At 37.7% G+C, this 19,843-nt stretch carries 18 protein-coding genes; 2 read left to right on the forward strand and 16 right to left on the reverse strand.

The window, feature by feature from the left end:
• Window position 1: 1 nt before the first annotated feature.
• The 11 genes from B2R82_RS19395 to B2R82_RS19445 all read right to left on the reverse strand — a co-directional run bounded on the left by B2R82_RS19395 (window position 2) and on the right by B2R82_RS19445 (window position 10,954).
• Window positions 2-934: a S66 peptidase family protein gene (locus B2R82_RS19395; RefSeq protein ID WP_286926504.1), complete on the reverse strand. Its 933-nt coding sequence runs from the start codon at window positions 932-934 to the stop codon at window positions 2-4.
• Entirely contained in the window at window positions 931-1,878 is a 948-nt protein-coding gene (locus B2R82_RS19400) for an ATP-binding cassette domain-containing protein (RefSeq protein WP_286926505.1), read from the reverse strand. The genes B2R82_RS19395 and B2R82_RS19400 overlap by 4 nt, the downstream gene beginning before the upstream one ends.
• On the reverse strand, window positions 1,868-2,923 hold the full coding sequence (locus B2R82_RS19405; RefSeq protein ID WP_376781226.1) for an ABC transporter ATP-binding protein: 1,056 nt from the start codon (window positions 2,921-2,923) through the stop codon (window positions 1,868-1,870). The genes B2R82_RS19400 and B2R82_RS19405 overlap by 11 nt, the downstream gene beginning before the upstream one ends.
• Before the next feature lie 12 nt (window positions 2,924-2,935).
• The gene (locus tag B2R82_RS19410; RefSeq protein ID WP_286926507.1) at window positions 2,936-3,910 is read right to left on the reverse strand and encodes an ABC transporter permease; all 975 of its coding nucleotides are present in this window, start codon (window positions 3,908-3,910) and stop codon (window positions 2,936-2,938) included.
• On the reverse strand, window positions 3,910-4,854 hold the full coding sequence (locus B2R82_RS19415; protein ID WP_286926508.1) for an ABC transporter permease: 945 nt from the start codon (window positions 4,852-4,854) through the stop codon (window positions 3,910-3,912). The genes B2R82_RS19410 and B2R82_RS19415 overlap by 1 nt, the downstream gene beginning before the upstream one ends.
• Before the next feature lie 90 nt (window positions 4,855-4,944).
• Window positions 4,945-6,768 carry a peptide ABC transporter substrate-binding protein gene (locus tag B2R82_RS19420; protein WP_313373177.1) on the reverse strand — a complete coding sequence of 608 codons (1,824 nt, stop codon included), beginning with the start codon at window positions 6,766-6,768 and terminating at the stop codon, window positions 4,945-4,947.
• 278 nt (window positions 6,769-7,046) lie between these two features.
• Window positions 7,047-7,841 (reverse strand): M55 family metallopeptidase, encoded by a 795-nt coding sequence (locus B2R82_RS19425; protein ID WP_286926510.1) that lies wholly within the window; start codon window positions 7,839-7,841, stop codon window positions 7,047-7,049.
• Entirely contained in the window at window positions 7,838-8,581 is a 744-nt protein-coding gene (locus B2R82_RS19430) for a M15 family metallopeptidase (RefSeq protein WP_286926511.1), read from the reverse strand. Before B2R82_RS19430 ends, B2R82_RS19425 begins: the two co-directional genes overlap by 4 nt.
• 267 nt (window positions 8,582-8,848) lie before the next feature.
• Window positions 8,849-9,901 carry a P1 family peptidase gene (locus B2R82_RS19435; protein ID WP_286926512.1) on the reverse strand — a complete coding sequence of 351 codons (1,053 nt, stop codon included), beginning with the start codon at window positions 9,899-9,901 and terminating at the stop codon, window positions 8,849-8,851.
• Between the two features lie 2 nt (window positions 9,902-9,903).
• Window positions 9,904-10,602 (reverse strand): aspartate/glutamate racemase family protein, encoded by a 699-nt coding sequence (locus tag B2R82_RS19440; protein WP_286926513.1) that lies wholly within the window; start codon window positions 10,600-10,602, stop codon window positions 9,904-9,906.
• 208 nt (window positions 10,603-10,810) lie between these two features.
• Window positions 10,811-10,954 (reverse strand): hypothetical protein, encoded by a 144-nt coding sequence (locus B2R82_RS19445; RefSeq protein ID WP_286926514.1) that lies wholly within the window; start codon window positions 10,952-10,954, stop codon window positions 10,811-10,813.
• A gap of 238 nt (window positions 10,955-11,192) precedes the next feature.
• On the opposite strand from B2R82_RS19445, the gene B2R82_RS19450 reads away from it, so the two are divergent.
• Window positions 11,193-12,587 carry an alanine/glycine:cation symporter family protein gene (locus B2R82_RS19450; protein ID WP_286926515.1) on the forward strand — a complete coding sequence of 465 codons (1,395 nt, stop codon included), beginning with the start codon at window positions 11,193-11,195 and terminating at the stop codon, window positions 12,585-12,587.
• A 132-nt stretch (window positions 12,588-12,719) separates the two neighbouring features.
• On the opposite strand, the gene B2R82_RS19455 is transcribed toward B2R82_RS19450, so the two are convergent.
• A complete protein-coding gene (locus tag B2R82_RS19455; protein ID WP_286926516.1) occupies window positions 12,720-14,681 on the reverse strand; it encodes a methyl-accepting chemotaxis protein in 1,962 nt (653 codons plus the stop codon).
• A gap of 350 nt (window positions 14,682-15,031) precedes the next feature.
• Window positions 15,032-16,711 (reverse strand): methyl-accepting chemotaxis protein, encoded by a 1,680-nt coding sequence (locus B2R82_RS19460; RefSeq protein WP_286926517.1) that lies wholly within the window; start codon window positions 16,709-16,711, stop codon window positions 15,032-15,034.
• A 371-nt stretch (window positions 16,712-17,082) separates the two neighbouring features.
• Here B2R82_RS19460 and B2R82_RS19465 point away from each other — a divergent pair, with 371 nt between their 5' ends.
• Window positions 17,083-17,637: a delta-aminolevulinic acid dehydratase gene (locus B2R82_RS19465; RefSeq protein WP_286926518.1), complete on the forward strand. Its 555-nt coding sequence runs from the start codon at window positions 17,083-17,085 to the stop codon at window positions 17,635-17,637.
• A gap of 39 nt (window positions 17,638-17,676) precedes the next feature.
• Here the strand turns inward: B2R82_RS19465 and B2R82_RS19470 are convergent, their stop codons facing one another.
• The 3 genes from B2R82_RS19470 to B2R82_RS19480 all read right to left on the reverse strand — a co-directional run bounded on the left by B2R82_RS19470 (window position 17,677) and on the right by B2R82_RS19480 (window position 19,727).
• On the reverse strand, window positions 17,677-18,210 hold the full coding sequence (locus B2R82_RS19470) for a DUF1572 family protein (protein WP_286926519.1): 534 nt from the start codon (window positions 18,208-18,210) through the stop codon (window positions 17,677-17,679).
• 85 nt (window positions 18,211-18,295) lie between these two features.
• The gene (locus B2R82_RS19475) at window positions 18,296-19,216 is read right to left on the reverse strand and encodes a hypothetical protein (RefSeq protein ID WP_286926520.1); all 921 of its coding nucleotides are present in this window, start codon (window positions 19,214-19,216) and stop codon (window positions 18,296-18,298) included.
• Window positions 19,209-19,727 carry an RNA polymerase sigma factor gene (locus B2R82_RS19480; protein WP_286926521.1) on the reverse strand — a complete coding sequence of 173 codons (519 nt, stop codon included), beginning with the start codon at window positions 19,725-19,727 and terminating at the stop codon, window positions 19,209-19,211. The genes B2R82_RS19475 and B2R82_RS19480 overlap by 8 nt, the downstream gene beginning before the upstream one ends.
• Window positions 19,728-19,843: the final 116 nt, after the last annotated feature.

Consider the following 19,843-nt stretch of genomic DNA (forward strand, 5'->3'; position numbering starts at 1 on the left):
CCTACTCAATAACTCTTATTTGTTGGTTTTCTGTATTCAAAGAGATGGTGCTACCAAGAGGTAAAGACATTGTTGGTAAACAGTGACCACACGTTAAATCCATTAGAATGGGCTTTTTTAGTGGCACTAAAATCTCTTGAAAAATAGTCTGTAACGTTAAACTATGCTCCGGATGCTTCGGGTTATCTGGCCCACAATTAGTCCAAGCTCCTAATAAAATGCCCGCAGCCTCATCAAGCTTGCCCGCTAATTTAAGCTGTGTGAGCATTCGATCTACCCGATGTTCAGTTTCATCAATATCCTCTAAAAATAATATTTTATTCTTAGTATCTATTTCATATGGGGTGCCAAGTGAAGCTGTTACTAGTGTTAGATTTCCTCCAATTAGCTGTCCCGTTGCTTGACCAGCAGCAAGCGTTGTCATACTGCAACTAGGTGGATTTTTTAGCTGGTAATCATGACAAGTTGTTGCCATCACCTGTTGTTTAAAAGAATCCCATGTATATTCATCCATATCCTGCTGAATAAATTCCGTTGATGGCATAGGCGTATGATAGGTCACAAAGCCACATTTCTGATTAATGGCAATGTGTAAAGCTGTAACATCGCTATAACCAGCAAAGACTTTTGGATTGGCTCTTATTACATCGAAATCTAAAAGTGGTAGAATTTTTGTAGCCCCATAACCTCCACGAATACAGAAGATACCATCAATCGTTGAATCATTAAACATTTGATTAACATCAGACGCACGAAGTTGATCAGTTCCCGCTAAATAACCGTGCCTTGCCTGACATGTTTCTCCAACAACCACCTTTAATCCAAGCTTTTCAACACTTTCAATTGCTGGCTTTAATTTGTCAGGTGGAGTGGCACCTGAAGCGCTAATAAGACCAACTGTATCCCCTATTTTTAAAGCTTTTGGAAATATCATTTGTGTACCTCCATTTGTAGTGATGCTTGGTATTTTGCCATTTCCTCCTCATTTGCCAAGACAAAATGCCCTTCTTCTACTTCTTTAAATGATGGAGGATTTCTATCATAGCAATGCTGTGCTGGATCATAGATGTCTACGATTTTATTACGCTCCTTATAGGGATTAGGCTCTGGTACGGCTGATAGCAATGCTCGCGTATAGGGATGAATAGGATTAGAAAAAAGCCGCTCTGTTTCTGCTAGCTCAACGATTCTTCCCTTATAAATGACTGCTGTTCTGTCCGTAATAAAGCGGACTACTGACAAATCATGTGCAATAAATAAGTAGGTTAAATTTTTTTGCTGCTGTAGGTTTGCTAATAAATTTAAAACTTGTGCACGAATAGAGACATCTAAGGCTGAAATGGGTTCATCTGCAATAATAAATTCCGGCTCCATTACTAAAGCTCGTGCAATGCCTATACGCTGACGTTGACCTCCTGAAAATTCATGTGGAAAGCGACTTGAAAACTCTGGTAATAATCCTACATTTAAAAGTGCAGCCCGCACCTTTTGTTGGCGATCCACATCATTGTTGTAGTTTTTGGTATTGAGTAATCCCTCAGAGATAATATAATCAACCTTAGCCCGTTCATTAAGGGATGCCATAGGGTCTTGAAAAATCATTTGGATTTTCTGGGTAATTTCCCGATCCCAGCTTTTCGCAATCTTGCCATGAATGTTCCGACCACGATAAATGATCTGACCCTCAGCCACATCATTGATACGCATAATAGCTCGACCAATTGTAGTTTTCCCTGAGCCTGATTCTCCCACTAAGCCAAATATTTCACCTTTAAAAATAGTAAAGCTAACATCATTAATTGCCATAAATTTATGCTTACCCTTACCAAAAGCTATCTTTAAATTTTTAACCTCAACTAGAATCTCCTTATGACTCATGTGCATATCGTCTCCCTTCTTCAAAAAATGCCTGCAGTGCTTCAGGAGGTTGTACTTTAGGAGCAAGAGGATCTAACAGCCATGTACGGGCATAATGTGTATCACTTACTTGAAAAAATGGAGGACGTTCCACAAAATCAATCTTTAACGCGTATGGATTGCGTGGCGCAAAGGCATCTCCTTTAATATCTTGGAACAGATTTGGCGGTGTGCCCTTAATGGAATAAAGCTGCTCGCCCTTTGAACCTAGCTGTGGTAATGAGGAAATGAGTGCCCATGTATAGGGATGCTTAGCATTAAAGAAAATTTCATGTGTCTTACCAATTTCGATAATATCTCCTGCATACATAACGGCAATACGATCGGCTACCTTAGCAACGACACCTAAATCATGCGTGATGTAGACGGTTGTTAGCTCATATTTTTGTTGGAGATGCTTTAAAAGCTGTAAAATTTGCGCTTGTATTGTAACGTCTAGGGCTGTTGTCGGTTCATCGCAAATTAATATTTTCGGTTTACAAGCTAATGCAATAGCGATGACTATTCGTTGACGCATTCCACCTGAAAATTCATGTGGATATTGCCTGAAACGTTTTTCCACATCGTGAATGCCAACATCCTTTAATAATTTCAAGGTTTCTATATATGCCGCTTTACCCTTTAGGGACTGATGTAAAATTACGCATTCCTTAATTTGCTTGCCAATCGTTTTCAGCGGATTTAATGATGTCATTGGGTCCTGAGTCACCATCGCCACTTCTTTTCCTCGAATAGCTAACCACTCCCGCTCAGTGTTAAATTGTGTCAAATCTCGGTTATTGTACATAATCTGACCCTGATCAATGTAACCATTTTTATCAAGCAAGCCCATGATTGATTTCATTAGCACCGATTTTCCCGAACCCGATTCACCCACTATTGCCATACTTTCACCCTTATACAAATCAAGAGAGATATTACGAATGGCTGTTAACACCCTGCCACGAAGCGAAAATTTAATCACTAGGTTTTGAATAGTTAAAATACAAGATAGTGCTTGTGTCAATATCCTCATCCTTTATACGTGATTTTTGGGGTCTGCTGCATCTGCAAATGAATTTCCTATAATATAAAATGCAATTGTAATCACACTTAAAACGATACTCGGAAATATAAGCTGATATCGTAATTCTGGAGACATCATTAGCACCCGTCCTTCATTAATTAAATTCCCTAAGGATGGCTCACTAATTGGTAGGCCTAATCCAATGTAGGTTAAAAAAACCTCAGCACCTATAGCAAATGGAATTGCCAGACTCATGCGTAGCATTATGACTGAAATCAGATAAGGTAATAGGTTTTTTAAAATAATGCGATAATCTGGTGTCCCTAAACATTTTGACGCTAAGTTATATTCACGATCACGCAAAATGACAATTTGATTGCGAATAAACCTCGCCATTTCAACCCAGCCCGTAATACACATCGCAATAATAATGGTGGAAACACTAGGACGTAAAATATAAGACATTAAAATCAACACAATGGTTGTCGGAATATTATCAACGATGTTGTATAGTTGTGTAATTGGTAACTCCAATTTACGCGAAAAGCCCCAAAGTGTACCGATTGTTATTCCGATAATAGCTTCTACGATGGCTACGACGCAGCCAATCAATAAAGAGGTCCTTGTCCCTGCCCAAATACGAGACCATAAATCCTGTCCAATGGAGTTTGTCCCAAACCAAAATTCAGTATTTGGAGCAATATTCCGTGCCTGTAGACCTGTTTGTTCATCTAAATAAATTTCAGTAGGAGATTTTTGCGCTGGTAGATACGGTTGAAGAATTGTGAAGGTTACGATCATTAGCACGCCGACTAACAAAAAGATGGCGATTCGATTTTTTAAAAAGGATTTCCAGGTTGAACGCCAATAGGAATAGTTTGAGTAGGCTGTTTCTTCTGCCTGACGCTCATCCGTTACTGCAAATTCAAATAATGCTTCACGTGATCTATGAGAAATATTATTAATTTCCTCTGAATACATCCCCATTAGCGTACACTCTCCCCTTTCCCCCATTTAATCCGTGGATCAACAAGTGCCATGGCAATATCCCCTAAAATCAATCCAATAATCCCAAGTGAAGAAAAAACAAGGACTAAGCCCTGTACAATGGTGTTATCTTGGCGCTGTATCGCATCAACGAGTAAGCCACCCATTCCAGGAATAGAGTACAAAGACTCAATATAAATGGAGCCGGTAATGGTAAAAAGAATCGTTGCAGGTAAATATTGTGCCATAGGTATAAAGGCATTTCGTAAAACATGTTTAAACATTAATGTCCGCTCTTTCATGCCTTTTGCTCGTGCTAGCTTAATATAATCCTTGTTTAATTCATCCACCATATAACGTCGCATCCACATGGCATAGGAGGCAGTTGGTGCTAATGCCATTGAAGCAAGTGGTAAAATCCAGGTAATGGGCTTATACACATCAAAAAGCATTGGCAAATGAAAAATTTCCGTAATATACATTTGAATAACTAAATAGTAAACAGCAGCTGGTACTGCGACGACAATCACTATATAGCCAGTCCCCAATCGATCCAGCCAACGCCCTTTCATTTGAGCCATTAAAATACCAAGTGGAACACCAAGCATTAGAGATAACACAACAGCCCCTAAACCGAAAGCCAAGGAATACATAATTTTATCTGCAATAATTGTAACGACTGGTACATCTGTCCTGTAGGTAACAGATTTCCCCAAATCTCCTTGAAACAATTTACTGTAAAAGTTACCTAGTTGGACCAATAAAGGATCACGTAATCCTAAATTTGTTAAATATATTTCTTGTTGCGCAGGCGACATTTTATCAGCTGCTGCTCCTAAATAGCCTTCCTCTGGCATTAATCGTAATAATGAAAAAACAATTGTTAGGATGATAAAAAGAGTAATCACAGATTGTAAGAGTCGCTTCCCTATATACCACAGCATGGAATTATCCTCCTTTTTCAGAAAGATGAAAGGAGATGCCGATATTTTTTATTCGGAATCTCCTTGTTAACACTACGCCCAACGTTGATCCTACTGTGCTGCTTTTGCTAAGGCATTCGCACGTTCCTGCTCCCACTTTGCTAGCGCTTCTTTAAATTCATCATTGCTCATTGGTTTATCTAAAAGCTGTTGTCCCTTAAATTTCTCTGCTGTCACTCCAAATGGGGAATATTGAGCCTCGAAAGGATTTAATTTAGAGGCAACATAGCCGCTTCCTCCTACTGAATAAGGAATGACAAATGCTTCATCAATAAGGAAAGCCTCAGCCTTCGCAAACAATTCATATCGTTTTGCTGTATCGATTGCCGATTTTGCTTCGTCCACTAGGTTTTGATAGTTTGATTTACCATTAGCTTCTGTATAGCCTTCCGCTAATTCTGGTTTATTGTAAGTTCCATCTACAGTAAATGGGTCCGTATACGTTGATGGATCAGCATAATCAGGTCCCCAGTTGGCTTCTAGTAATGCAAATTTACCAGGGCGACGAACTTCTGATAAGAAGCCTGTGGATGGTCCTGCCTCTACAATAATATCGATATAGTCTGTTCCTAATAATTTCTCAATTTGCTGTTCCACCACTTGAGAACGATTAGCCCAATCTGGACTACCAGCATTATATGGCATTAACACTTTTACAGGGAATGTCGCCTTTCCTTCAAGTGCAGTTATTGCTTTTTCCTTGTATGCCAATGCCTGCTCTTTTTTAAAGGAATCCTGATTCGCAATATCCGCTAACGGTGCTAGTTGCGTATAATCGAGACCATCTACATCAACAAAATTTTTAGGTGTAATTGTATTGCTAAGCAAATCTTTTGGATTATATGGTTCTAAAGTTAACATGGCAGAAACCCGATCAAGAGCATGGAATAAGGACTTACGGAAATCCTTGTTGTTGACTGCGACCTTCCAGTTGTCAGGCTCATACTCTGCATCAAATTGAGGATTGAAGTTTAGTGCATAGAAGTACGTATAGAAGTTATTTTGCGTTTGACGAACTTGTGATTTTTTCTTATCATCTTTGAACCATTCATCAATAATGGACGTTGGAATACTTGCGGAGTCGATTTCCCCTCGTAAAAATAATTCAGGTGCAACCGTAGCCGCTTCTTTATTGTATTTATAGCGTATACGATCAATAAGCACATTGTCCTTATCCCAATACAATTCATTTTTTACAAGTACACGCTCATTTTGCGGTTCAAATTTGTCTAAAATATAGGATCCGTTATACAGGAAATTTTCACGTGTTGTTCCAAAGCTATCCCCTTTTTCCTCAATAAATTTTCCGTTTACTGGGAAGAAACAAACATAATTCAACATAGAAAGAAAATAAGGAGTAGGTGTTTCTAAAGTATATTCTACTGTATGTTCATCTGTTGCCTTTATGCCAACCTGCTTAAAATCCGTTAACTCACCGTTATAGAAGGCTTCCCCATTTTTAACAACCGTAGCAATCCACGCTGTTGACGATTCATTCTTTGCGTCCAGTACATAATGTAAGCCATCTACAAAATCCTGAGCAACAACATTCGAATATTCCTTCCCATCATGAGTAATCCACTTTGCATCTTCACGAAGCTTAAATGTCCATACCGTGGCATCATCATTGGAAGACCATTCCTTCGCTAGGCCAGGCTGTACGACACCATATTTATCATATTCAATTAATCCATCGACTAAGTTCGCTGCCACCGCAAACTCATTGGTTTCAGAGGTTTTTAAATAATTTAACGTTTTTATTTCCCCTGAATAGACAACGCGATACTCTGATTTTTTTTCACTCGAAGAATCATCACTACAGGCTGCACAAAGCAATGCGACAAGACATACGAAAAGCCACCAATACCTTTTCATCATAGGCATCCCCCTTAGTTTCTTTTTTGTCTCGCATAAAATAAGCAGTTAGATTCACCCCACCTTCACGTTAGAGGCAAGCCGTTAAAATGGAGCGATAAAACTGCTCGAAATAGGACCTGAATGTTCATCTGAATCACATTATTTTATTGTTGATAATCTTGGATAATTTGATATTTGCCCCGATGTTAAAAACGGTTGCTTGCCTAATTGGCAAGAAGAGCGTGTCCAATTGCTCGACAAATTGCCAGAATTTATTCCCCTCTCTATAAATTTGCTTATGTTAGGAACTGTAAAATTCGAAGCACTTCATAAAAATCATCTGTGATAAATTCCACTGTATTATGTGGCTTAAATGTAGCATTAGGGTAAAAGGAATTGCGATATGCGCGTGTATGGTCACGATAAATAATTTCTATTTTAAAGTGTTCAGGTAAGGATACTTGTAAGGATTTACGTGGAACTTTCATAGCCTCCTCCACTAGTCTCTTTGTTTCCTGAATGGCCAATTTAGGACTGACACTAATCGTTGCATTACCGATTCCTTCTTTCGTGGCAAAAGTGACAATGTTTTCATTTATGGTCTGAATTTCTTCTGTTAGCCCAACATCCCCGCTAACAAATGAAACTGGAACCCCATGTAATGCTGCTGCATACGTATTAATGAGAAATTCGCTGGCATACTCCCCGTTAATTTTGACATCTGCAAACACACAGAGTGTATGGGCCAAAGGATTGCGCTCACTTCCCCCTTTACTGTGATAGCCAATAAAAATGGCTCGATCAAACGTTTTATCTAATCCTGCGACCATACACATTGGGTCATAGGTCCATCCACGAATAATCTTGCAATGAATGGGTAGATTTGAAATGTCTAAATTTCGAGCTGAATCATGTGCATCCTTTAATAATATTTCAGTAGCTCCGCCAGCAATTGCCCCTTCAATCGCAGCTTCTACCTCCAGGGTCATCTGTTTTTGGAAAAACTGATAATCTGGGGCATTTAGTTCCGTTTCACTCCATACTGTAGTCCCCGTAATTCCTTCAATATCTGCGCTTATATAAACCTTCATATAAAATTAAACTCCTTTACATAATGATTATGAATAACTGCCTGCACTGCTCCGTAACTCGCTGACTGTGCTTGAACTCTCCTAGCCCAAGCAATATTGTTGTAATCATAATGCCACCATTCCTCTGAGTAGTTGGTAAAGCCCGCCATAGTCATGCAATTATAGAGAAGCCTTCTATAGGTGCAGGCTTTGGGATTCTCATTTGGAAAAAGTTCAAAATAACGTGTCGCGGATTTTGCACTGATTTCATCAAAAGCTGTGCCAAGATTCAATGCATGACCATTTATATCCCCCAATGTGATATCGACAGCACCCCCTGTTAAATGGGGAACAAGATGAGCGCAATCAAGGCTTGGAAATGCAACATATCTTCGTGTTTCACAGTCAATTTCTTGTGCAGTCAATTGCGGAAATCGTTGTGCAATCTCCTGTGCAAAATGTGTAAACAAATACTGCTGTACTTGAAAGGGACGATAGCCATCATATAACACTAAACTATATATTTTTGGCAATATCGAAAGCGCTTCTTTTAATCGCTCATAGACACCTTCACGTACGTAGATCACCTGTAAGCTATTAGGTATCTTTTGTTGATGGTAAATGGGCTTGGTAAAAATTCTAGGATGCTGTCCTTCGATTTTAATTAGCGGCTCAAAGCTTTCACCCACAGCAATTTCCGAGGAATGAAATGAAGCGTTATTAGCTGTAATCGGATGAAAAACGCTTTTCTTAATATGCATCACTCCAATCAAGCAAAAAAATAAATATTTTTCAGATAATTCAGTTTCTTTACCTATATGCCGTTGACTAGATAAATAGTGAATAAATACATAATAATAGTTATTTTCTAATCATCAAACAATGGACGACATAAATGACTGCTAATAGTCGAAATTTATTCTTTTTCACTTTTTTATGGAGTTTATTCGTAGCGAGTGTTGATAATAACTGAAAAAATAAAAAAAGCTATTGAACCATTTTCATGACTCAATAACTTTTATGAGCTACTACTTTTCAAAAAATGGGTAGGCTTCTACTTTATGCCCATCTCTGCCTACTGTAGTTATTGCCTGTGATAAGGAATTCAAAATGGCTTCCTCTGTTGCCTCTGCCGCTGCCTTAAATAGCTGATTCATAATAGGATGATCCTCGCGAAGCTGTGTGCGTGTCTCCACAAGTTGATTTGATATATGAGGAATACAATGTGCTGTGGTAAAGCCAATAACAATATCACCACTTCCATGGGAAAAATGGCTTCCTGTTCGACCAAGTCCGATACCACAGCGTTTGATAATACGTGTTAATTGACGACTACTAAGTGGGGCATCCGTTGCCAGTACAATGATAATGGAGCCATCTGTTGGAGGTATAGTCGATTGAGGAGATACAGAAGTCCCAACATAACGTTGCGCTAAAAATTCTGTGCTTTGCCCAAAATTACTAAGCACCATACAGCCTATGGTATAGGTGATTGTCTCATAGTGGACAATGCGAGAAGAGGAGCCTATTCCTCCTTTATAGCCAAAACACATCATTCCTTTACCGGCCCCAATTGCTCCTTCCTGTGCAACATCATTTGTTGCAATGCGAATCGCTTCTATAGCATGCTCCGGTGTTACTGAACAGGCACGTATTGAATTTAAATAACTATCATTACATTCGCCCACGATAATATTAATCGTTCCTGTTGTTTGCCCAATATCATGATTCATGTCAAGCATATATTGCAATGCTCCCTGTGTAACAGTCGGAACACCGAAAGTATTGGTGAGCATAATAGGTGCTTCAATAACCCCCAGCTCATTTACCTGTATTAGTCCCGTTGTTTTTCCAAAACCATTTAAGACGTAGCTTGCTCCTGTAACCTTTTGCTGAAATAAATTACCCTTATGCGGTAAAATGGCGGTTACACCTGTACATGCATATGCGCCATCTTGCGTTAATGCTTCATCAATTGTCATATGCCCCACACATACGTCTGCTACATCTGTAATGCAATTTTTTTCGCCAACGGGCAGCGTCCCAATTGAAATGCCTCTATCCCGAATTTTACCTGGCAATTTTATTCCCCCTTTTGAATAGCTTTCATGACAGCAGCATGGGCATGTATCATCGTTGTATCAAAAACAGGAATATTTATATCATTCTGCTTGATTAGCAACCCTATCTCTGTACAACCAAGAATAACTCCTTGCGCACCAGACTTTACAAGGCTATCAATTACTTGTAAATAATAATGTTTAGAAGAGGGCTTAATTTCCCCTAAACACAATTCATCATAAATGATTCGATTGACCTCTACTCTCTCCTCCGCCTGTGGAACAAGTACAGTAATTCCGAAGGTTTCCACTCTATTCTTATAGAAATCCTGCTCCATCGTATACTTTGTCCCGAGAAGAGCTATTTTTTGTAAACCCGTCTCTACTATTTTATGGGCTGTTGCATCAGCTATATGTAAAATGGGAATCTTAACCCTCTGCTGAATGCTATCCACCACCTTATGCATAGTATTGGTGCATATAACAATAAAACTTGCGCCTGCATTCTCCAAAGAATAGGCAGCTTCAGCAAGCACCTCACCAGCCTTGTCCCATTCCCCCCTTGCTTGAAAATGTTCAATTTCCTGAAAATCTACACTATACAATATACACTTTGCCGAATGTAAACCTCCTAACAGCTTTTTTACCTCTTCATTAAGTAGTCGATAATACTCCAAAGAAGATTCCCAACTCATGCCACCAACCAGTCCAATTGTCTTCATTTACTTTTCTCCTTTTCTACCATTATATATTAATTTAATCTCAAAAAGGTATTTTCCACTTATGAGGATTCGCTTCGTCTATTGCATTTCTCCATTTCTTCAGCCGTTCTTTTCAAATATTGCAAATACCTAATTAATAAAATTGGAAGAATTGTGGTCAATAGATTGATACTAATAAATAAGCCTGTTCCATTTCAATTAAACGTGATTAAATCAAACCAATTAGGCCGCTAAAAGCCCGAACTAATACAGATGGAATACGTGGAAAGAGAAAAGTGATTAATCCTGCCAAAATGATTATCACCATAATCATCAGTAAAAAATGCCAGTAAAGTTGAAAATAGAATGCCATCCTCTCTCCTCCTTTTAACATAATATCTTTTTCTTTACTCTTGCATCGATATTCCCATCATATTTTGATGTTATTTTGACTTCAGAAAGTAAACGCTCCCACAACCCTTATCTGTTAAGATAGGCTATAAATATCGATTTTAACACCATAATATTACCATAATTCATTATTTTCAAAAAGTTGATTTTTAATAAAAAATAAGTGTAGACTAAAACGTATTGTGAAAGGAGGAAAGCTGATGGAATGGATATCTACTATTGTCAATAACACGAACTCAATATTATGGACCTATATTCTTATCATACTATTATTAGTAGCAGGATTATATTTTTCATTCGGCACAAAATTTGTACAAATTAGACTTTTCCCAGAAATGTTCCGCTTAATTGTTGAAAAAAGAGAAGGGGAATCAGGAGTTTCGCCATTCCAAGCCTTTACGATAAGCGCAGCCTCGCGTGTAGGGACAGGTAATATTACTGGTGTTGCTTTAGCAATTGGTGTAGGTGGACCAGGTGCAGTATTTTGGATGTGGATCATTGCTATATTAGGGATGGCAACTGCCTTTATTGAAAGTACTTTAGCTCAGGTATACAAGGTGAAGGATGGCGAAACATTTCGTGGTGGACCAGCTTATTATATGGAGAAGGCGTTAGGACAACGCAAGCTTGGGATTATTTTTAGTATTCTGCTAACATTAAGCTTTGGCTTTATTTTTAATGCTGTACAGTCTAATACAATTGCAACCTCTGTAGGTGAAGCGTTTGGTATAAGACCTTGGATTATTGGCGTTATATTAGTCGTATTAACAGCCTTGATAATTTTTGGTGGGGTTCAAAGAATTGTAAAAGTGACACAGGTCCTTGTACCCGTTATGGCTATTTTCTATTTATTTGTCGCACTCTATGTGGTTGTCACAAACTTATCTGAAATCCCTGCCGTTTTCAAGCTTATTTTCACACAAGCTTTTGGACTTCAGGAGGCTGCTGGAGGAGCAATTGGTATCGCCATTATGCAAGGTGTACGTCGTGGTTTGTTTTCTAATGAGGCTGGAATGGGGAGTGTGCCTAATGCAGCGGCTACAGCTAATACCTCACATCCAGCTAAACAAGGGCTTGTACAGAGCTTAGGTGTCTTTTTTGATACGATTATGATTTGTACAGCAACCGCATTTATCATTATTTTAGCGGGCTTATATGACAAAGGAGAAAGCAATGGCATTATCCTTACGCAAAACTCACTTGCTGTCCATGTAGGTGAATGGGCACCTTACTTTATTGCTATTGCCATTATCTTCTTTGCCTTTAGCTCGATTGTTGGTAACTACTATTATGGAGAATCCAATATTGAATTTATGAATGCCCATAAAGGATGGATGTTTGGCTATCGTACGTTAGTGCTGGCAATGGTCATGTTTGGTTCCGTTGCACAAGTTCAGCTAGTATGGAATTTAGCAGATTTATTTATGGGATTAATGGCATTCATTAATATAACGATTATTATGATTCTTGGAAAAATTGCCTTTCTTATTTTAGACGATTTTACAACTCAACGTAATACAGGCAATAATCCAGTATTTTATGCAAAATCAATTCCAGCATTGAAAAATACAGATTGTTGGGACGAAGATCGCTAATACCTCAAAACGCCAATCTTTAAATGGAGGGCATTGATAGACATAAAAACTAAAAAAGTCGATTTGCAGCACATTTTTTGTGGCAAATCGACTTTTTCAGTGTCCTACTATAATGAAATGGCGTTTTTGAAGTTAATAGTTAAATTGACTAATTAACTGTTTTAATTCATCTGCCATATGTGCTAAAGCCTGTGCAGATGCATTGATTTCTTCCATTGAAGCCAATTGTTCCTCAGTAGAGGCAGCTACATCCTCAGATGCACTTGCATTACTCTGTGCAGAGAAGGCCAAGTCCTCTGTAATAGCTGTTACTTCTTGCACGCTTGCTGACATTTGCTCAGAGGCAGAAGAAACCTCATTCATTTTTGGCATAATATCATTCATGCTTGTGAAGATCACTTGGAATTTAGTAATAGCTTCATCAGATACCTTTAAACCATTTTGAACATCCTCTGAAACTTTCGCCATAATATTAACAGATTGTTCAGTCTCTAGCTGAATACTATGAATAAGCTCAAAAATTTGCTTGGCTGATGTCTGAGACTGCTCAGCTAGCTTCCTTACTTCATCAGCAACAACGGCAAACCCTTTCCCATGCTCCCCTGCTCTCGCTGCTTCAATGGCAGCATTTAAAGCTAATAAGTTAGTTTGATCCGCAATGCCCGTAATGACATCTAGAATCGATGTTATTTGCTGTGAGCGTTCATGTAAAGTTTGGATTTTCTGGTTGGATTCTGTCACCGATACATGGATTGATTGCATTTGATCCTTTGTATTTTGGACTGCCTTTCCACCTTCATCTGCTTGATGCGTAGCGTGTTGGGAGAGATCTGTCACACTAGAAGAGATTTCAGCAATATGAAGAATTGCCTTTGAAAGCTCATGAAGCGATTGTGCGTTCTTATTGGCACTCGTTGTTTGTGTATCAGCACTTGATGCAACATCCTGAATGGATATGGCAACCTTCTCCGTTGCGATACTTGTTTGATTCGCATTGGCAGTTAGCTCTTCGGCTGAAGATGCCACTTCCTCAGCATTTTGCTCAATTTTTTGGATAAGTGCACGTAAACTACCTTGCATATCATTAAAGGCTTGACCTAGCTGCCCAATTTCATCCTTAGAGGTTACCACGACTTTTTCTGTTAAATCACCCTTACTAATCGTTACAGCACTATCCTTTAATGCTCTAATCGGTTTAATCACAGCCTTCATAACAAAATAGAAAACAATGGAGCTGATTACAATAGCTGCGCCTAATACCAGAAGTGTATGAGATAAGATCGTTGAAGCAGATTCATCTATTTCCTTCGCAAAAATTGTGCCAGTAATTTTCCAATTGGTCAGCTCATTAGTTGTAAAAAACATAATACGATTATCGCCATTAAAGACATATTCGTATGTCCCAGATGTGCTGTCGTATAATTTATCAAGGAAGCTCTCTTTTAATTCTCCGCCCGCTTCTAAGGTAGGATGAGCAATTACCATATTATTGTCACCGAAAATGGAAGGATAGCCATTTTTACCGATGCTAATGGAGTCTGAGATTTTTTGAAGGTCCGTTAATTTTATATCAACAGCGACTACTGCAGACTGATCCTCTACCTGTCTGGCAATTGTTACAACCATTTCTCCGGTCCCTGCATCAATATAAGGATTAGTAATTACCGTGTCACTCTTAAGTGATTTTGCTTTCTTGTACCAATCTCTTTCCAATGGGTTATAATCTTCCGCATTTATTCTAGGCTCTTGTAAAAATTCACCTTTATCTGTTCCAACATAAATACTTAAAACATCTGGATGAAGCTTTGTATATTGTTGAAATTTTGCGAGTACGGTCTTTTTTGATTCCTCATACTGCGTGGCATCTATTTCTTTACTGAATATACTTACATCATTTATTTTTTCACTAATCGTTTTATCAATAAGTTTATTTAAAATTTCTACGCTTTCATTTGCACTAAACAAAATTTCTTGTTCTATAGAATTTTTAGCCGAAAGGTAGGACAGACTCCCAACAGAAATGACTGGGATAAGTAATATAAGAGCAAATAAAGTATAAAGCTTGCCCTTAAAGCTTCCAAAAAATTGTTTCATGCAACAGTTCTCCTTTTGTCTTCGTTAGCTATAAAAGTTTGTTCTAGAGATGTGTTTGTACGCTATATGCTTATTGGCACTTTAGACACAAAAAGAATGCCGCTTCCCTCCCCTGTTCAACCTTCCCTTCCTTTTCAATTCACCCCAAGCTTTTATCGGACGAAATAACTATTTTCTAACCTCATTTTCATTTTTTAAATATTTCTAACATTTAAGGCTTCTCGATAAATCATATAAAACTTTCGATAAATGCTCAAAATTAATCGATAAATTTAGATTTCTTCTCGATATAACAAATTTAAGCGTATTCGATTGCTAGATCGAATACGCTTACGTGTCAATAATGAATATTAATATTTAAATGACTGAATGGATTCTTGTAGGTCAATTGCCATTTTAGCCAAATGGGAGGAGGCGGCTGCAACTTCTTCCATCGCTGCGTTTTGTTCCTCAGATGAAGCAGCCACACTTTGCACATTGCCACTTGATTTTATGGATACCTCGCTAATATAGTCGATTTCTTTCACTAGTTTTTCAATATCTAGATAAATTGCTCGTATAGCTGCCATGACAGCCTGTGTTTGTGCCTGTACATCATTTATAGCCTCATCAATTGCTAGGAAATTATCTCTTGCCACATTCACTTTGTCCCGACCAACCGTTACAGACTCATTACTGTTGACCATGTCTTCCTCGATAATTCGAGTGCTTTCCGTAATTTGCGCAACAACCTTTTCAATATCTATAGCAGCTAAATTCGATTCATCTGCTAATTTTCGAACCTCTTCGGCAACTACTGCAAAGCCCTTACCATGCTCACCGCTTCGTGCGGCTTCTATCGAGGCATTGATTGCTAATAAATTCGTTTGCGTGGCGATATTTTTGATAACATTTACTGCTGAAGCAATCGCTGCCGTATTTTCATCTAAATCATTAACGCGAGTGCTTAGTTCTGCCGTATTATCTGAAATCTCATTCATTTGTTCACTAACATCCCGAACTGAGGAACGCCCTGAACTTGCCATGTTTTTCGTTTCCACTGTGGCATTATTCATATTATCAATACTTGTTGAAATCTCGTTCATTTTTTTCAAGATATGTGAGGATAAATTTCGAACATCCCTCGTAAGAGTGTCCTGCTGTTCAATCCCTTGTGCAATATCTTGAATGGATTCTGTCACCACCTCAGTTGCCTGCGTTACCTCCATACTGCTTGCTGTAAGCTGCTCAGAGGTTGCTGCTACTTGTTCAGAGGATTGTCCAACTTGCTTCATCGTATGTCTTAGCTTTTCTGACATCATATTAAAGGAATTCGCCAGTTGAGCAAACTCATCCTTTGTTTTAAATTGAAGGTGCGTTTGCAAATCACCATTTGAAAACTTATCCATTTCCACAACAGTTTGTTGAATATTTTTTGCAACTCTTCTGCCAAATACAGTGGCAATAATAATACTGATAAGCAGTGAGATAATTGCCAATACTGCAATTTCTTTACCACTTCTGTCTCCACTTTGCCTTGTTACCTCTATAAGAGACTGCATATCCTTTTGCTGCGCTGTTGCCATTGTTTTACCAAAGACAACTAATTTTTGCGAGCCCTCTCCTAATATTGGTAATGCAAGCTGCTGTGCTTGTTGAGGCTCACCATTTTGAAACAGTGGCACTATTTTTTCATCAATTGGCTTTTCCCACTCATCTAATTGCTTTAAAAACTGATCAAAATCTGCATTTTTATAGCCAAGTTCTTCAATACGACGAATGGACTTATGTAAGGTATCTCGAATTTCAAGATGATTGTTAAGCATTTCTTCCTTTCCATACAGCATATAACCTCTTATAGCTGCATTTGCTCGAACTGTTTGAAAGGAAATATCCTGATATAAATCGATAAGTTCTGTTTTTTCTTGAATCTCTTTAAGGGTGTGTCGGTTATCATTTAAATAGTACATGGAAATACCTGTAATTAATAATAAAAAAATCAACACTAGCCCAAAAGCAAACTGCAATTTTCTTTCTACCGTTATCTTCATAAAGCTCCCTCTATTCTGCTATTGTCATAAACTCTCTTGAGTATAGCCTATCTATAACTATTATCCTAGATGAAGTAAAACGAAAATCTTCATATAAAACTAATTTTTTACAATAAATAAACACATTTTAAAATTTCTTGACTTTTCTATGTTTAATAAATATTGCCTTTTCCATTCAATTCTCCCTTATTTATATTTTAATGTTTTTATTTCCCTTAACTAGATAGAATGACTTATACTAACGGTAAAGTACCTACAATCAGCGGTGCTTTACGGGCAGTTGATCTTCCATTTGTAGTGGTGATCTTGTACCTGACCCTTCGTTTTTGGTACAGTTAAATTACTGCGATAAGATAAAGGAGGTCATTTATATGAGTAAACCAGAATTATATGTGAGCATAGTAGTTGGTCCAAATTGTGATATCGAATCCATTGCTTTAAGATCTGTCTTGGAGTCATTTGGTGCAAGAGTGACGTTTCATTTGATTGGAAGACCCAATGATTTGATAGATGTACTATCAGGTCAGGATCTTGATCAAAAATTGGATTATTTAATTCTTAATTTTCATGGTGATGAGGGGCGCTTTATTATGCCTGAGCTAGGGGAGGAGGTTTATGAATTAAATGAACCAAGAGGGGCATTTTTTAGTTCACAAGAGGTACTACAATATTGTCAACTTCATGGTGTAAAGGTGATTGCCTCTGGCTGTTCACTAGGTGAAAAGCAATTAGCTTCTGCCTTTTTAGAAAGCGGCTGTCACTCCTATTTAGGACCAGATGATTACATAGATGGCAATGCAAATTTAATGTTTTTAATTAGTTTTATGTATGAAATTATAGCGCATGGAAAAACACAGCAGGAGGCATATGAAATCGCCAAAGCTATAGATACAGAAACCTCTATGTATCAGCTATATTTTTCATAAAATTCAAAAAATCGTAGCTAAAAACAGCTACGATTTTCTTTATTGATGCTTTTTTACCATCGCATCTGTAAAATTCTGAGATTGCCCTCTTGGAATACTTAATGTTTGCCATTGTGAGCCAGTTACTTGTTTCGCAATGTAAATAATTTGTCCCACATGCTGAGCGTAATGTGACATTTGTCTTTCAATCGCATCAATCACCGAATGCTGTTCTCCCCTGATTGTAATAAATTTTTCTAAGTCAGCTTCTGTTAATTGCTCGATGGCATCCAAAAAAACTTGCCATCCTTTTTCCCAAGTTGTTAAAATTTCTTCTGTAGTAGTAAAACTGTCTATAAATTCATCATCCCGATTTCTCGTTGCTTTCTCACCATCCGTTGTTAAAAAATCCGTCCATCGGGATATCATGTTGCCGCTAATATGCTTGACTATAACGGCAATGCTATTGGACTCTTCATTAATAGTCCAATGGAATTGTTCATGATTTAACTGTGATAGTGTTTTGTCACCTTGCTCTTTGAGATTTTTAAACCTTTTACTAATTACATCTAAATAGATTTGTTCGAAGTTCATAAATATTCCCCCTTCTTCAAATGATACGTCAAATTTTGTGAGACATCCAGCAATCAAGGAAGCTCCCTAATAATTGATGTTATCTTTATTTTATATTATTTAACACAGGGAAAGTAGCGTTATCATTATGACCGAGTATAAATTCCTTTACCAACCCAATCATTTTCTTTTGCATAGCCTCTTCATTTGAATTGACTAGATAGGCGATATGAAAAACATAACCATTATGATAGGTGTAAAGCTCATTGGCTGTTGTCGAAGCAAGACTAACCTTATTATTTTTTACATCAAAATGATAATAGTGATACGTCAACGCACCTCCTTCAGTTGGAACAATTTGATGGAATAGTGGACTATTACCTATCATACCTTCGTTTTTAATTTTATTGCCCAATAAATCGCTTGTATCTTCGTTAACATAAAAGCTTGTCAATGGATTACGTTCTACATTCGTAACCGAGAAAATAGCAAATTGCTGATCATTACCGTCTAATGATTTTTGTAAGTATGAAAATTGTAGCTGCGTCTGCAAACGTCCATCTGCCATTTCTGAAGTGACTGCATAAACCTCCTGGATATTAGCCTTAAAAGGTAATTTCCCAGGTTCAATCGGATGAATTACATTTCCCATAGCAGCGGCTACCTCTTGCATGGCTTCATAACCTTTAAGTGGATGATAAAATTCAAGGTTTTTGCGAGCATTGAGATGATCCGCAATTTGGAAATGTTGACTATATGTTATATCAGTTCCCTTCACCTTTGTATCAAATAAAGAGGCTAAAGTTGTAGTATCTATGGTCGCTTGTAGTTTGTTTTCTGGCTTAGTTAGCTGTGAGGCGATAAAAAATAAAATAGCACAAGTAATAGTCAGGGTAATGACTCTATTTGGCCAATGTCGTCGCCTTTGCAGTGGCTGTTCCTGCTTTATTTTCAATTTCACCTGTTCAATAATCGTTTCTTTTCGTTCTGATATATCTGTTAACACTTTTAAAGTATGTTTATTCATTGTAAAGTACCTCCCATTCAATATCCTGAAGATCCCTCTTTAATAATTGCTTCCCCTTTTTCAAACGAGATTTGACGGTTCCCTCTGGAATTCCCAGTAATTCAGCAATTTCCTTTATAGGCATGTCCTCTAAATAAAAATATACAATAGGCTCCCGCTGCTTTATCGGTAATCTTAAAATAGCTTCATCTAAAATTGTTTGTTCATCACGTTGAATAAGTGCATCTTTTATAACGGTTTTTTGCTTTGAAAACAGTTTATGCTGCAATACAATTTTTCGAAATGCCCAGCTCTTTAAGTAATCCTTACTTCTATTAATAGTCATTCGTGCTAAGTAAGCTTTTATCTCTCCCCTCTCCTCATAATGTTTTTGATGATGATAGAATTTAATAAATACATCTTGTACAATATCCTCTGCTATTTGTAAATCCTTTGTATAATAGTAAGCAATTCGGAATAATCGCTCTGTATGTTGTTCCATAAGTTGTTCCAAATTTTCTATATAAGGCAATATTTTCCCCTCCTATATACTATAAACGAAGCTCAATCTATAAAAGATTATTTTCTACCATAAAAAAACCGTCTCTTCATGGAGAGACGGTTTCCATAGTGTTGAAAAACTAAATG

Origin of the sequence: Lysinibacillus sp. UBA6686 (assembly GCF_002455205.1) — a bacterium.
Taxonomy (GTDB): Bacteria; Bacillota; Bacilli; order Bacillales_A; family Planococcaceae; genus Lysinibacillus; species Lysinibacillus pakistanensis.